Here is a 13,036-nt window from a genome sequence, read left to right as displayed (position 1 = left end):
GCGAATGATGAAAGGAATAAATCTCTGGCTGCTCAATATTTCATATATCGCCCTCACCCTTTTTTCAATTTATACCTCTGCCAATATGAAAACGCCTGTTATATTAAAACTGAGCTTTGACAACTACTCCACTCCCCATGCAACGTTTGTAATCGATGGTCAGCCGGTATATGCAATGCTTGATACAGGCTCTTCTTTCGGTTTTCATCTGCATGAATCGCAGCTTAAAAAAATAAAGGGGATAAAAAAAGAGCACATGTACCGTAGTACTGATGCAGCAGGTAAAATTCAGCAGAACATAGAATATCTTGCTGACTCTCTCGACATGAATGGGCTTGAATTAAAAAACATCACAATCACGCCATTTAAAAAATGGGGTCTGGTCATATCCGGCAAAGGTAAACTGCCAGAAAGCCCCGTCGTCGGCATTGGTGCATTCAAAGATAAACAGATATTACTGGACTACATATCCAATTCATTGACCATTGCAGAAAATATCAATGACGCATCTTTGATGAAAGGAGGATTCAAAGAAATTTCTTTCCGGATGTCTGCTGATGGTATAGTTTTTAATGTCGAACAGTCCGGATATAAATACAACCTGATATTTGATACCGGTGCCACTACATCTATGATCTGGAGAGAAAGACTAAAAAAACATGAAATTGTGAGCTGCCTGCTGGTCGATCCTGAAATGGATAATAAAGGATGCGAGGCCACTATGCTCATGATTAAATCAGGGAACGGAGATGCACAGCCCTTTGCGGCGGTTATTGTCGCTGGCGACTTTAAACATATGGGCAGCATTGATGGTCTTATCGGAAACAGCTTCCTGAGAGGAAGGAAAATACTTATAGATTTTAAAAACAGCAAGGTTTTCATCTCTGATGCCCGTCAAAAAGGATAAAAACTCTGTCTTTCGGGTCGAGGCTTTGCAACACAAACGTGAGGGGTGGTTAGGCCCTTCTCGTCTTCACATTCCCTCAAGCCTTACCGTTGGTCTTTTTCGCTTTTGCTCTCCTTGTATGGCTCATCGGCCAGAGATGATCGCCGTCGCCGACAGGGTTTATAACCTGAAGGAAAAAATTTTATTACATAACGCTGATGCCGTTGTTCAGGAAATTATCTATGCTAAGACCATCACTTAAAAGGAAAGATTTATGGCGCATCAACGTTACTCTTATCAACCGAAACAGGGTCACGGCCTGCCGCACAATCCGCTGAACGCGATAATTGGCCCACGTCCTGTCGGCTGGATCAGCTCACAAAATGCCAGCGGTCAGCGTAACCTGGCACCTTACAGTTTTTTTAACTGCTTCAACTACGATCCGCCGATTATTGGCTTTGCCAGCAGCGGCTGGAAAGACAGCGTGCAAAATATTGTGGAAACCGGTGAGTTTGTCTGGAACCTTGCCACCCGCTCACTGGCGGTGCCGATGAATGAAAGCTCTGCTTCTCTGCCCCACGGCGAGGACGAATTTGCCTTTGCCGGACTGGGCGCCGAACCTGCCAGCCTGGTCGGCGTCAGCATGGTGGCGGAAAGCCCGGTGAATTTTGAGTGCCGCCTTACGCAGTGCATCCAGCTGCAAAGCGCCGACGGCGAGGCCATTCCGGGCTGGCTGGTTCTGGGCGAAGTGGTGCTTATTCATATTGATGAAGCCCTGCTGGAAGACGGTATTTATCAGACGGCGAAAGCGGAGCCCATTCTTCGTGCAGGCGGACCCAGCGCTTACTACACCATCAGTGAAGCACACAGATTCGATTTGACGCGACCGGATGCCCGTTAGCGGCGGACAGAGTGGGCAAAATGACGGCGGCGCTGCCGTTTTTCAGCATTTATTTGTTATGATAGCGGCACTTTTGCACCGTTTATCATGGAGTGATTATGAAACGTATTGCCATCGATATGGATGAAGTCATTGCCGACTTCCATCCCAAGATTTTAGCCACCTGGAACAACCATTTTACCCGGCAGCTCAGCGCGGAAGAACTTAACCTGTTTGACCTGCACCGGGACTCCCCACAACAGCTGGCCGAGCTGTTTGCCTTGGTAGATCATCCAACCTTCTTTGACGATCTGGCAGTGATTGCCGACAGCCAGCAGGTTATCGCCAGGCTCAGTGAGCATTACGAGATTTTTATCACCACTGCGGCGATGCTGATGCCGAGTTCGTTTAATGCCAAATTCCGCTGGCTGAACGCCCACTTCCCGGCGATCCCACATAGCAATATTGTCTTCTGCGGCGATAAAAGCATTATCAAAGCTGACTATATGATCGATGATAATGCGATTAATTTTGCCAACTTCGGTGGCGAAGGCATTCTCTATTCCGCGCCGCATAACCGCAAGGTGACCGGCTACCGCCGGGCAGAAAACTGGCAGGATATTGCAACCCTGCTGCTGTAATCAGCTGGTGAAGAGGGGCGCGAAACCTCGCGCCTGGTGCGCAACGGTTAGCGGCTATGATGCTGCAACATCGTCTCGATCAACTGTTTAAGCAACGGCTGCACGCGCTGCGCTTTATCAGCACGCCAGGCAAAAGGCGCGGACTCATCCATATAATTACACTGCGCCAGCTCAAGCTGTAACGCATGCTGGTTCTCCTCCGGCTTACCGTAGGCGCGGGTAATATATCCTCCCTTAAAGCGCCCGTTCAGTACCCAACTGAACCCTGACTGCGCCTCACAGCATTGCGTCAGCCGCTGCGCCAGCGCGGGTGTACAGCTGGCACCGTCATTGGTACCCAGATTGATATCCGGCAGCCTGCCCTTAAACAGGCGCGGCACCCGCGAGGCAATAGAGTGGGCGTCAAACAGCAGCGCATAGCCAAAACGCCGTTTGATCTGCGCCAGCTCATGCTGAATTTTGTCGTGATACGGTTGCCAGATCTGCTGTAACCAGGCGTTACGCGGCGGCTGGCCCGGCGTCATCCCCGGCTTAAAGGTTGGCGTACCGTCAAACAGCGTTTCCGGATAGAGTCCGGTGGTTGCGGTGGTATACAGCGCCTGATTGTCCGGTGGGCGATTAAGGTCAATGACCAATCGCGAGTAATTCGCTGACAGCACGCTTACCCCCATCTCACCGGCAAAATCGTACAGCGCGGGAATATACCAGTCGGTATCCGGCAGACTTTGCGCTTCATCACTGAGCCCGGCTTCAACCTCCGGCGTGAGCCGGGTACCCGCATGCGGAATACTGAGTAGCAGCGGCAGCGTTCCGGCACGGAATTGATAAGCGTTCATCGTTCTTCTCCTCGGAAAATCGCCCGGCAGGGCAGCTGCCCGCCAAGCCAGTAAACCAGTTCGGCCGGGCGTGTCAGCGGCCAGTGGACAAAATCGGCCAATTTACCGCTTTCCAGCGAGCCGATGCGCTGTGCCAACCCCAGCGCCCGCGCGGCGTGCAAGGTCACGCCGGCCAGCGCCTCTTCCGGCGTCATGCCAAACAACGTACAGCCCATATTCATCATCAGACGCAGCGACAGCGCGGGTGACGTGCCGGGATTGGCATCGCTGGCCAGCGCCATCGGCACCTGATAACGGCGAAACAGCGCCACCGGGGGGCGCTGTTTTTCACGCAGCAGATAGAAAGCGCCGGGCAGCAGCACCGCCACCGTGCCATGCTGCGCCATCGCCGCGACATCACTTTGCGTGGCGTACTCAACATGATCGGCAGACAGCGCGTCAAATTCAGCCGCCAGCGTACAGCCGCCAAGGGACGAGAGCTGCTCCGCATGCAGTTTCAAGGCAAAACCCAGCGCCCTGGCGGCGCTAAACACCCGCCGCACCTGATCGGGCGAGAAAGCCAGATGTTCGCAAAAGGCATCCACCGCGTCCGCCAGCCCTTCAGCCGCTACCTGAGGCAGCAGCTGGTCACAAATCACATCAACCCATCCTTCCGGGTCATGCTGGTACTCCGGCGGGATCGCATGTGCGGCCAGACAGGTGGCCTGAATCTGCACGGGAACCTGCTGCGCCAGTTGGCGGATGGCCTGTAACATGCGCAGTTCGCTGGCAACCTCCAGCCCGTAGCCAGATTTGATCTCAACGGTAGTCACCCCCTCCGCCAGCAGATGATGTAAGCGCTGTCGGGCACCCTCCACCAGCTCGCTCTGCGTGGCGCTGCGCGTGGCGCGCACCGTGGCGAGGATCCCCCCGCCCTGCGCGGCAATCTCGCTGTAGCTGACGCCGTTAAGGCGCTGTTCAAATTCATCACTGCGGTCGCCGCCAAACACCAGATGCGTATGGCAGTCCACCAGCCCGGGCGTCACTATCCCCCCGCCAAAATCGGTGCGCTTTCGCGCCTGAATATGCGCCGACTGCGCGTAAGGCCCTACCCAGACAATCTGTTCGCCGCTCACCGCTATCGCACCCTGCTCAATGATGCCGTAGCGCCCGCCCTGCATGGTGACAATATCTGCCCCGAACCATAAATGCTCACAGCTAAGTTGCTGGTTCATCCGTTCTCCCACGTTGTGCACTTTACTGTTGATTCATAAGTATGTATATGTATATACAACCTCATTGCACAGGAAGCAACCATGACTCGCTTTTTTGCGCCACGCGCACTGATGGCCGATGGCTGGCAACATAATGTCCTGATCGACGTCGATGACCAGGGTTTCATCAGGACGACCCGCGCCAACTGTCAGCCACAGGGCGCACAGCGTCTTAATGGCTGCGTGCTGCCGGCGATGGCAAACCTGCACTGCCATGCCTTCCAGCGCGCAATGGCCGGGCTGGCCGAAGTGGCCGGCAATCCTCAGGACAGTTTCTGGAGCTGGCGTGAACTGATGTACCGCATGGTACAGCGCCTGACCCCGCAGCAGGTCGGGGCTATCGCCGCTCATCTGTACGTCGATATGCTGAAAGGCGGTTATACCCAGGTGGCGGAATTCCACTATCTGCACCACCAGCCCGACGGGCAACCTTATCCCGATGATGCGATGCTGCAGCAGCTGATAAGCGCCGCCGAACGCAGCGGCATCGGCCAGACGCTGCTGCCGGTTTTGTATAGCTATGCCGGTTTCGGCAGCCAGCCCGCCCGGGCGGGACAGAAACGCTTTATCCAGGATGCGCAAGGTTATCTGGCGCAGCAGCTGCGGCTGCAACAGATGATTAAGGCCAGGCCGCTACACAATCAGGGGCTGTGTTTTCATTCACTGCGCGCGGTCGATGAACAGCAAATACATGAGGTGCTGGCAAGCAGCCCTCAACATCTGCCGGTGCATATTCACATCGCCGAACAGGAAAAAGAGGTCAGCGACTGCATCGCATGGAGCGGCGAACGCCCCGTCAGCTGGCTGCTCGACCGCTTCACGGTGGATGCGCGCTGGTGCCTGATCCACGCAACCCACCTTAGCCAGCAGGAAATCAGCCGTCTGGCCGCCAGCCGGGCCGTTGTCGGCCTGTGTCCGACCACCGAAGCCAATCTCGGCGACGGTATTTTCCCCGCCGGTGATTATATTGCTCTGGGTGGACGCTGGGGCATTGGATCCGACAGTAACGTGTCGCTGGACGTGGTGGAGGAGTTACGCTGGCTGGAATATGCGCAACGCCTGCGCGACCGCCGCCGTAACCGCATTGTCACATTACAGCAGTCTGCGGTCGGCGATGTCCTGTTCAAACAGGCGCTGGCCGGGGGCGCTGAAGCGTGCGGAGTCAGGATCGGTAGCCTGCAACCCGGCTATCGTGCCGACTGGCTGGTATTGAACAACGACGCCCTGCTCGCCAGCACCGCCGACGGCGCCCTGCTCAACCGCTGGCTGTTCGCCGGCAATCGCGCGCAGATTCAGGATGTGTTTGTCGCCGGGCAACAGCGTATCAGCGCCGGACAGCATGCAGGCCAGGCGCAGATTGACGCCGACCTGCGCAACGCATTGCAGGCGCTGCAATGATCCATTGGTATGACAGCCGGACTTTGCCGGTCAGCCGCTGGCGTAACGGCGGCGGTGACACGCGGGAAATCATCAGTTTTCCCCCTGACGTGAAGGATTTTGACTGGCGTATCAGTATTGCCACCATCGCCGCCGATAGCGATTTTTCGCTATTTCCGGGCGTGGATCGCATTATTACTCTGCTAAACGGCGGGGTAACGCTTTACCGCCAGGATCGGATCTGTCAAAAATTGGTGCTGAATCAGCCTTTTGCCTTTGCGGGTGAAGTGATTATCACGGCGCGTATTACCGCTGTCAGCAGCAGTGATTTCAATATCATGACGCGGCGCGACCGCTTCTGCGCGCGGTCGGGCATCAGCACTCAAAGTCTGACTGCAGCGGCATCGCACTGCGGCGTGGTCTATGTTATTTCAGGATGCTGGCAGCACGGGGAGACCCGACTGTCAACAGGTCAGGGGGCGTGGTGGCAATCTGGCGCTAAAACCTTTGTGCCTGAGTCCGGGAATGCGCAGCTGCTATGGGCCAGGATCGTGCCACAGCCAACATCAGCCGTGGCCTTTAAAACGCCCCAGCAGCTGATAGCGTGAACCGGGATAGAGCAGGCGGGCGTAGGTAACAATTTTGCCGTCGCTCCAGGTCTGGCGACGGATCAACAGGCAGGGATCCTGCGCCCGGATTGCCAGATGCTGGCACTGACTGGCGTCCGGCAGAACGGCTTCAACAATATGTTCGCCTGCCGTCAGCGGTGCCACCTGCATCAGATAGGTATAGGGCGTAAAATTGTGGTAATCCTGTTGCAGGTAATCGGGTGCCATGAGCGGATTAACGAGACGGTCTTCCAGCTGAACCGGCAGTTCGTTTTCAAAATGCACCATCAGCGAGTGAAATACCGGTTGCCCGCTGCTTAAGCCCAGCATGGCTGCCTGTTCCGGGTTGGCTTGACTTTCCCCCAGCGTTAATATTTTACAGCTGTGACGGTGACCGCGATCGGCTATTTCTTCGGCTATATTATGCACTTCCAGCATTGCGGTGTAGCCCTTCATCTGCGCGACAAAGGTGCCTACCCCCTGCATGCGCATCAGGTAGCCTTCACTGGTCAGTTCGCGAAGCGCACGATTAATGGTCATGCGGCTGACGCCAAGCTCATTCACCAGCTCGCTTTCTGACGGTACGCGTTGATTGGGCTGCCATACCCCTTCGCTAATCTGGCTGACGATGGCCTGTTTGACACGTTGATAAATCGGAGCAGGTCGGTCGCTCATCGCTGCTGAAAGTTGAGAAATGGCGGTCTGGCGAACCATAACGAATTCCTTGTTGTCGTAATAGCCGCAGTTTACTGGCTTAAATCCGCTATGTATAGACATGTGGGTTACCCCCTTAAGTAGCACGACGAACCCGTCGGGTGCAGCCTGTAGACGGTGGATGTCCCGACCTCCCTCCCATTCGTAGCCGCCGTTTTGTGACAAAGCTGGCACAACCCTCGGTAGTTGTATAGACAAGAATATACAAATGTGATTCACTCAGGATCATTCAAATAAGAAACCCTGCAAACACAATTGTCTATACAGGAGCAAACATGCCAGCACCCCTGCATCACTGCCTGCTTAAGCCCGGCAAGGTGGACCTTGCCATCCTCAAAGCCATCTATCGCGGCGGGGTTAACCTGGCGCTGGACGCCGCCTCGCGCACCCGTATTCAGCAGGCGCACGACACGGTGAATGACATCGTCAGCTCGGGCAAAGTCACCTACGGGATTAACACCGGTTTTGGCAAACTGGCGCAAACCACCATTCCCGCCGGACGCCTGGCTGAACTGCAACGTAACCTGGTGCTGTCGCACAGCGTTGGTCTGGGCGACTTACTGCCGGATGACGTAGTGCGACTGATCGTGGCGACTAAAGTGATTAGCCTGGCGCGCGGCCACTCCGGCATCCGCATCGAACTGGTTGATGCGCTGATCGCACTGTTCAACGCCGGGGTTATGCCATGTATCCCGGAGAAAGGCTCGGTCGGTGCTTCAGGGGATTTGGCACCGCTGGCGCATCTGTCTCTGATGCTGCTGGGCGAAGGTGAAGTGCGGGTGGCGGGTAAACTGCTGCCTGCCAGGCAGGGTTTAGCCCTCGCTGGCCTGCATCCCTTTGTCCTCGGCCCGAAAGAGGGGCTGGCATTGCTGAACGGTACTCAGGTATCTACGGCGCTGGCACTGCGCGGCCTGTTTGAAGGTGAGAACGTTTTCGCCGCTGCACTGGTGGCAGGCGCACTGTCGCTGGAGGCGATCAAAGGCTCGGTGAAGCCATTCGACAGCCGTATTCATATGGCACGCGGTCAGCCGGGGCAAATCGCCGTGGCGGCGGCGGTTGCAGCCCTGCTCGAAGGTAGCCATATTCTGGCTTCCCACGCGAACTGCGGGCGAGTTCAGGACCCCTACTCCATTCGCTGCGTACCCCAGGTGATGGGTGCCTGCCTGGATAACCTCAACCACGCGGCGCGCGTATTACAAATTGAAGCCAATGCCGCCTCCGATAACCCGCTGGTGTTCCCCGACAGCGGAGAAGTGATCTCCGGCGGTAACTTCCACGCCGAGCCGGTGGCGTTTGCCGCCGATATTATCGCGCTGGCGGTGGCGGAAATCGGGGCGATTTCAGAACGCCGCATGGCGCTGCTGCTGGACAGCAGCCTCTCCGGCCTGCCGCCGTTCCTGGTCAATGACGGCGGGGTCAACTCCGGCTTTATGATCGCCCAGGTTACCGCCGCCGCGCTGGCGTCAGAAAACAAATCTCTCGCCCATCCGGGCAGCGTTGACAGCCTGCCGACCTCCGCCAACCAGGAGGACCACGTATCGATGGCGACTTATGCCGCTCGTCGCCTCGGCGCTATGTGCTTCAACAGCGCCGCGGTGGTGGGCATTGAGGCGATGGCCGCCGCACAAGGCATTGATTTTCATCTTCCGCTCACCAGTTCGCCGCAGCTGGAGCAGGTGATGATGACCCTGCGTGAGCGTGTGGCATTTCTGGAAAAGGATCGCCTGATGGCACCGGATATCGAACAGATGCGCCAGTGGGCCAGCGGCGACTGCTGGCCGGATGCCGTCGCCGCCCTGCAACCAACACGCGCTCTTACATTCTGATTTAAAGGGAGTAAACCATGACTGAATCGTTGAGCAACGCCATTGCCCGTCCCGTTCGCGCCCCACACGGCAGTCAGCTGCACTGTGCCAACTGGCTGATAGAAGCGGCCTGGCGCATGATCCAGAATAACCTTGACCCGGATGTTGCCGAGCGGCCTGAAGACCTTGTGGTCTATGGCGGCATCGGTAAAGCGGCGCGTAACTGGCAGTGCTTTGAACAGATCCTGCGTGCGCTAGAGGCGCTTCGGCCGGAAGAAACCCTGCTGGTGCAGTCCGGTAAACCGGTCGGGGTGTTCCGCACGCATGCGGATGCGCCGCGCGTGCTGATTGCCAACTCCAACCTGGTACCGCACTGGGCGAACTGGGATCACTTCCACCAGCTGGATAAAGCGGGGCTGATGATGTACGGCCAGATGACCGCCGGTTCATGGATCTATATTGGCGCACAGGGCATCGTCCAGGGCACCTTTGAAACCTTTGCTGAAGCGGGCCGACAGCATTTTAACGGCAACCTCGCGGGGCGCTGGATCCTGACCGCCGGGCTGGGCGGCATGGGCGGCGCACAGCCGCTGGCGGGGGTGCTGGCAGGCGCCTCGGTGCTGGCGATTGAATGCCAGGAATCACGTATTGATTTCCGTCTGCGTACCCGCTATCTGGATCATAAGGCGTTCTCGATTGATGAGGCGCTGGCGCTGATAGCTAAAGCCAACGATGAAAAGCGGGCGATTTCGGTTGGTCTGCTGGGCAATGCCGCTGAGATCCTGCCTGAACTGGTACTGCGCGCCAAAAGCGGAGGAATGAGGCCGGATATGGTGACCGATCAAACCTCCGCGCACGACCCGATTAACGGCTATCTGCCCGCCGGTTGGGATTTGGCCCGCTGGGAATCCGAGCGTAAAACCAATGCCAAAACGGTGGAAAAGGCCGCTCGCGCCTCGATGGCGGTTCACGTACGGGCGATGCTCGATTTCTGCCATATGGGCATTCCTACCGTCGACTACGGCAACAATATCCGCCAGGTGGCGCTGGACGAAGGGGTGGAAAACGCCTTTGATTTTCCCGGCTTTGTCCCCGCCTACATTCGACCGCTGTTTTGTGAAGGCAAAGGCCCGTTCCGCTGGGTGGCGCTTTCCGGTGACCCGGAGGATATTTATAAAACCGATGCCAAACTGAAAGAACTGTTCCCGCAGCACCACAACCTGCACCGCTGGCTGGATATGGCCCAGCAGCGCATCGCCTTTCAGGGGTTACCGGCGCGTATCTGCTGGCTGGGGCTGGGTGAGCGCCATCTTGCCGGTCTGGCCTTCAACGAGATGGTACGCAACGGCGAGCTGAAAGCGCCGGTGGTGATCGGCCGTGACCATCTTGACTGTGGATCGGTGGCCTCACCCAACCGTGAAACCGAAGCGATGAAGGATGGTTCCGATGCCGTTTCCGACTGGCCGCTGCTGAACGCCCTGTTGAATACCGCTGGCGGAGCGACCTGGGTCAGTCTGCATCATGGCGGCGGCGTTGGTATGGGCTTCTCACAGCACTCTGGCGTGGTGATTGTCTGTGACGGTAGCAAGGAAGCCGATCGGCGCATCGGGCGCGTATTATGGAACGACCCGGCCACCGGCGTGATGCGCCACGCCGATGCAGGCTACGAGCTGGCCAAAGCCTGCGCCCGGGAACACCAGCTTAATCTGCCAATGATGCCATAATGCTTTACGGGCCTTGCTGCAAACGACAGGCCCGTCTTACCACAGCGGCCCCTTCCTGCAACGATTTGTGCTAACTTACTTTCTGAACGCCAGAGGATAGCCCCCGGTACAGGAGAATCCCCCTATGACTATTCCCGATTCGCTGATCGCTGAAGCCACCGCCTGGCGCAGAAAGCTGCATGCCTGCCCGGAACTGGGTTATCAGGAACATCAAACCGCGCAGACAGTGGCGGAACAGCTGACGGCGCTGGGGTTGCAGGTGCATCGCGGGCTGGCTGGTACCGGCGTGGTGGCCACGCTGGAAAACGGCCCCGGCCCGGCGATTGGCCTGCGCGCAGATATGGATGCGTTACCGATAACCGAACTCGGTAACCCCGATCATCGCTCCACCCGGCCGGGGGTGATGCACGCCTGCGGCCATGACGGGCACACCGCCATTCTGCTGGCTGCCGCCAAACATCTGTCACGTACCCGCCGCTTTAGCGGCAGCGTGCACTTTGTTTTTCAACCGGCGGAAGAAAACCTCGGCGGCGCTCGCCGTATGGTGGAAGAAGGGCTGTTTACCCTGTTCCCGATGGAGGCGATCTACGGCATGCACAACTGGCCGGGGCTGGCTGCGGGTGATGTGGCGGTCAACGAAGGGGCGATGATGGCCTCGCTGGATTCATTCGAAATCACCCTGCGCGGCCGCAGCTGCCATGCGGCGATGCCGGAAAACGGGGCCGACCCGGTGGTCGCCGCCGCACAGCTGATCCTGGCGCTGCAAACCATCCCGTCACGCCGTCTTTCTCCGCTGGCATCAGCGGTGGTCAGCATTACCCAGATTAACGGCGGTGAAGCGATAAACGTGATCCCGGAAGTGGTGGTGCTGCGCGGCACGCTGCGCTGCCTGCAGGCCGATGTGCGCCTCCGCGTACGCCAGATGATTGATGAGTTTGTCACCGCCTTTACCACCCCGTTCGGCATCGTCGGCAGCATTGACTATCAGAGCGGCTACCCGGTCACGGTCAACGATGCGCAGCAGGCGGCCCGGGTGCGTGACGGCGCGCTAACGCTGCTGCCGGCAGAACGGGTGCACTGGAATAGCAATCCGTCAATGGCCTCGGAAGATTTCGCCTGCATGCTGGAAGCCTGTCCGGGGGCTTATTTCTGGCTGGGAGCCGACGGTGCCAGCGCTTCCGCGCCGCTGCACAACGCCCATTATGATTTCAACGACGCGCTGATTGGACCGGGCATTGCGCTGTGGACCGCGCTGGTTGAGCAGCAGCTGATGCTGAAGTCATCCCCATAGGCTGCGAGATAACCGGTCGTGCTGACCAGCTTCAATACCCGGCCTGAGCGATCTGCGCCAGGGCCGCATCCACATCCGGCGCACGTCCGGTTGCCAGATAACAGCAGGCGATTTGCAGCCGCAGCGACTGCGGCACGGCGACTTCACGTTGCAGGCAGCGGCGGATCCAGGCGGCGGTGGTTGGGGCATCTTTGGCTGGCGGCAGCTGGTCAACGCCGGCTAACCAGTCGGGCTGGCGCGCGACCAGCAGCTGCGGCTCTGCTCCGGCAATCAGGCTAATGGACGGGCAGCGCTGCGGGTTGGCATACACTTCTCCTTCCGTGCCGTTAAGCAGCAGCCCACGGCCGCCAACGGCGCTGAAAAATTTGGCGATGCGCGGAATGTATTCCGGGTGCGACACGCTGGCGATACGCAGTGCGGCATCCTCCGCAAACGGTGTCGCCAGCTTGGCAAGGGTGTGCGCGCTGTTACGCACGCCCATGCGCCAGCGCAGTGCCAGCTGCTGCTCCAGCGGGGCGCACAGCTGACCCACCGGGAAAAATACCAGCTCGCCCGCATCCAGTTTTGCCTGAGCCTCTGCGGCTGAGCGCACGGCGGGAACGCCGAGCGCGGCAAATACCGCCTCACTGGTAATACGCGTGGCGTCGTCGCTGATGCCGTGCACCACGAGCGGAAAGCCCAGCTCCCCCAGCAGCATCGCCAGCAGCGGCGTCAGATTCCCCTGCTTACGTGCACCGTTATAGCTGGGGATCACCACCGGCATCGGCCGCTGTACCGGTGGCGTCAGGCGCGGCATCAGCTCCTGCATCGCCCGGTAAAAACCGAGCATCTCCTGCTCGCCTTCCCCTTTGATACGCAGCGCTATCAGCATCGCGCCCAGCTCCAGCGGCGGCACTTCTGCCGCCAGCATCTGGCGATAGAGCGCACACGCCGTGTCGGCGTCGATATCACGGGCATGGTTTTTACCACGGCCAATCTCTTTGATAATCTTGTTGTATTCCATGCTTATCTGCTCGCTAAG

Annotated in this window: 12 protein-coding genes; 8 read left to right on the top strand and 4 right to left on the bottom strand. The window is 58.0% G+C overall.

What is annotated here, in order from left to right:
* Nucleotides 1-7 precede the first annotated feature (7 nt).
* The 3 genes from JGC47_RS06255 to JGC47_RS06245 all read left to right on the top strand — a co-directional run bounded on the left by JGC47_RS06255 (nucleotide 8) and on the right by JGC47_RS06245 (nucleotide 2,407).
* Nucleotides 8-907 (top strand): pepsin/retropepsin-like aspartic protease family protein, encoded by a 900-nt coding sequence (locus JGC47_RS06255; RefSeq protein ID WP_004156803.1) that lies wholly within the window; start codon nucleotides 8-10, stop codon nucleotides 905-907.
* Nucleotides 908-1,160: 253 nt separating this feature from the next.
* Nucleotides 1,161-1,787: a flavin reductase family protein gene (locus tag JGC47_RS06250; RefSeq protein ID WP_004156801.1), complete on the top strand. Its 627-nt coding sequence runs from the start codon at nucleotides 1,161-1,163 to the stop codon at nucleotides 1,785-1,787.
* Between the two features lie 98 nt (nucleotides 1,788-1,885).
* Entirely contained in the window at nucleotides 1,886-2,407 is a 522-nt protein-coding gene (locus tag JGC47_RS06245) for a 5' nucleotidase, NT5C type (protein ID WP_004156800.1), read from the top strand.
* Nucleotides 2,408-2,454: 47 nt separating this feature from the next.
* Here the strand turns inward: JGC47_RS06245 and hutG are convergent, their stop codons facing one another.
* Together hutG and hutI are read right to left on the bottom strand one after the other, a co-directional pair.
* Complete coding sequence (gene hutG, locus JGC47_RS06240; protein ID WP_004156799.1) at nucleotides 2,455-3,243, bottom strand: N-formylglutamate deformylase; 789 nt, start codon at nucleotides 3,241-3,243, stop codon at nucleotides 2,455-2,457.
* A complete protein-coding gene (hutI, locus tag JGC47_RS06235; protein ID WP_004156798.1) occupies nucleotides 3,240-4,457 on the bottom strand; it encodes an imidazolonepropionase in 1,218 nt (405 codons plus the stop codon). Before hutI ends, hutG begins: the two co-directional genes overlap by 4 nt.
* Before the next feature lie 81 nt (nucleotides 4,458-4,538).
* Between hutI and JGC47_RS06230 the strand changes: the two genes are divergently transcribed.
* Together JGC47_RS06230 and JGC47_RS06225 are read left to right on the top strand one after the other, a co-directional pair.
* Entirely contained in the window at nucleotides 4,539-5,894 is a 1,356-nt protein-coding gene (locus JGC47_RS06230; RefSeq protein ID WP_004156796.1) for a formimidoylglutamate deiminase, read from the top strand.
* Nucleotides 5,891-6,481: a HutD/Ves family protein gene (locus JGC47_RS06225; protein WP_004156795.1), complete on the top strand. Its 591-nt coding sequence runs from the start codon at nucleotides 5,891-5,893 to the stop codon at nucleotides 6,479-6,481. Before JGC47_RS06230 ends, JGC47_RS06225 begins: the two co-directional genes overlap by 4 nt.
* Here the strand turns inward: JGC47_RS06225 and hutC are convergent.
* Entirely contained in the window at nucleotides 6,440-7,195 is a 756-nt protein-coding gene (gene hutC, locus JGC47_RS06220) for a histidine utilization repressor (RefSeq protein WP_013035956.1), read from the bottom strand. The two genes, JGC47_RS06225 and hutC, sit on opposite strands and share 42 nt — an antisense overlap.
* A 275-nt stretch (nucleotides 7,196-7,470) precedes the next feature.
* On the opposite strand from hutC, the gene hutH reads away from it, so the two are divergent.
* The 3 genes from hutH (at nucleotide 7,471) to JGC47_RS06205 (ending at nucleotide 12,015) form a co-directional block, all read left to right on the top strand.
* Nucleotides 7,471-9,021 (top strand): histidine ammonia-lyase, encoded by a 1,551-nt coding sequence (hutH, locus tag JGC47_RS06215; protein WP_004156793.1) that lies wholly within the window; start codon nucleotides 7,471-7,473, stop codon nucleotides 9,019-9,021.
* Nucleotides 9,022-9,038: 17 nt separating this feature from the next.
* A complete protein-coding gene (gene hutU / locus JGC47_RS06210; protein ID WP_004156792.1) occupies nucleotides 9,039-10,724 on the top strand; it encodes a urocanate hydratase in 1,686 nt (561 codons plus the stop codon).
* Between the two features lie 124 nt (nucleotides 10,725-10,848).
* Nucleotides 10,849-12,015, top strand: a complete 1,167-nt coding sequence (locus tag JGC47_RS06205) for a M20 aminoacylase family protein (RefSeq protein ID WP_004156790.1) — start codon at nucleotides 10,849-10,851, stop codon at nucleotides 12,013-12,015.
* Between the two features lie 31 nt (nucleotides 12,016-12,046).
* Here the strand turns inward: JGC47_RS06205 and ybiB are convergent, their stop codons facing one another.
* On the bottom strand, nucleotides 12,047-13,018 hold the full coding sequence (gene ybiB, locus JGC47_RS06200) for a DNA-binding protein YbiB (RefSeq protein ID WP_004156789.1): 972 nt from the start codon (nucleotides 13,016-13,018) through the stop codon (nucleotides 12,047-12,049).
* Nucleotides 13,019-13,036 lie beyond the last annotated feature (18 nt).

This window comes from Erwinia amylovora (assembly GCF_017161565.1).
Taxonomy (GTDB): domain Bacteria; phylum Pseudomonadota; class Gammaproteobacteria; order Enterobacterales; family Enterobacteriaceae; genus Erwinia; species Erwinia amylovora.
Note: the sequence above shows the minus strand (reverse complement) of the source record. Positions and strands in the feature narration are given on the sequence as shown.

Coding starts and splice junctions, on each gene's coding strand:
- JGC47_RS06250 (WP_004156801.1), top strand. CDS start 1,161: ATGGCGCATCAACGTTACTCTTATCAACCGAAACAGGGTCACGGCCTG.
- hutH (WP_004156793.1), top strand. CDS start 7,471: ATGCCAGCACCCCTGCATCACTGCCTGCTTAAGCCCGGCAAGGTGGAC.
- JGC47_RS06230 (WP_004156796.1), top strand. CDS start 4,539: ATGACTCGCTTTTTTGCGCCACGCGCACTGATGGCCGATGGCTGGCAA.
- ybiB (WP_004156789.1), bottom strand. CDS start 13,018: ATGGAATACAACAAGATTATCAAAGAGATTGGCCGTGGTAAAAACCAT.
- hutG (WP_004156799.1), bottom strand. CDS start 3,243: ATGAACGCTTATCAATTCCGTGCCGGAACGCTGCCGCTGCTACTCAGT.
- hutC (WP_013035956.1), bottom strand. CDS start 7,195: ATGGTTCGCCAGACCGCCATTTCTCAACTTTCAGCAGCGATGAGCGAC.
- JGC47_RS06255 (WP_004156803.1), top strand. CDS start 8: ATGAAAGGAATAAATCTCTGGCTGCTCAATATTTCATATATCGCCCTC.
- hutU (WP_004156792.1), top strand. CDS start 9,039: ATGACTGAATCGTTGAGCAACGCCATTGCCCGTCCCGTTCGCGCCCCA.
- JGC47_RS06225 (WP_004156795.1), top strand. CDS start 5,891: ATGATCCATTGGTATGACAGCCGGACTTTGCCGGTCAGCCGCTGGCGT.
- JGC47_RS06205 (WP_004156790.1), top strand. CDS start 10,849: ATGACTATTCCCGATTCGCTGATCGCTGAAGCCACCGCCTGGCGCAGA.
- JGC47_RS06245 (WP_004156800.1), top strand. CDS start 1,886: ATGAAACGTATTGCCATCGATATGGATGAAGTCATTGCCGACTTCCAT.
- hutI (WP_004156798.1), bottom strand. CDS start 4,457: ATGAACCAGCAACTTAGCTGTGAGCATTTATGGTTCGGGGCAGATATT.